Origin of the sequence: Mycobacterium persicum (assembly GCF_002086675.1) — a bacterium.
Taxonomy (GTDB): domain Bacteria; phylum Actinomycetota; class Actinomycetes; order Mycobacteriales; family Mycobacteriaceae; genus Mycobacterium; species Mycobacterium persicum.
The window spans coordinates 1-896 of sequence record NZ_MVIF01000262.1; the positions used below are offsets into that span (position 1 = coordinate 1).

The window sequence follows — 896 nt, forward strand, 5'->3', positions numbered from 1 at the left end:
GCGCCTGTGATGATCCCGCGGCGCTGCAGGAAATCTGCGACCGGCTCGGATCCGGCGCGGTCAAGCGCTTCTTTTGGCGCTGGCAAAAGCGGCTGCCCTCCCCGTTCACCCGCGATGATTTGCGCGCCGGCTACGTCTACGAGTTGGCGTTTCGCCAGTTCGAGATCTCCGATACCCGGGTGTTCGACCGACCAGCAGCGGGCCGGTCGTTTTTCGAACAGCTCATCCGCGACCACCTCGACGTGGGGCGACCCGAGTCGGTGTCACTGATCTTTGACCGCCGGATCATCCAGACCACCCCGGGCACCTGGCGCACCAAGGTCATCACCAAAGGGGTCGATCCGCAGATCAGTTGCTACTACAAGTCCAGCCGGATCAAGCAGTATTTCAAGGAGCAGCGGGCGTTGCGCACCGAGACGGTCATCTGCAACACCCGCGACTTCGGCATCGGCCGGCGGGTAACCGCCGAGAATTGGAAGGCCCTTCGGGCGGTTGGCGACAACGCCAACCAGCGTCTGTGTGACGCGCAAGCCGCCGATGCCCGGCCCGCTCCGGATGTGGCCACCTTCACCCAGGTGACCCGACCATCCCAGATCGATGGTCAACACGCTCCCGGACTGCCGTTCGGGGATCCACGGGTGATGGCGGTCATGGCCGCCGTCGTCGGATTCACCCACCTGCTCGCCGGGTTCGACAACCCGGCCCTTGTCCGCACTGTCACCGCGCTACTGGGCTGCTCCTACACCAGCAGGCAGGCCACTTACGATCTGCGGCGGCTCAAACGCAAGGAGCTCATCGTCAGGCTGCCCGGCCATCACCGCTACCAACTCACGCCGCTGGGCCGGCGCGTCGCGGTGTTGTTCACCAAGGTCTACGGACGTGTCCTCGCACCCGGC

The 896-nt window shown here is 65.2% G+C and carries 1 pseudogene; it reads left to right on the forward strand.

Annotated features, from left to right (window positions below):
- A pseudogene (locus BST40_RS30470) lies at positions 1–896 on the forward strand (hypothetical protein); the annotation flags it as partial.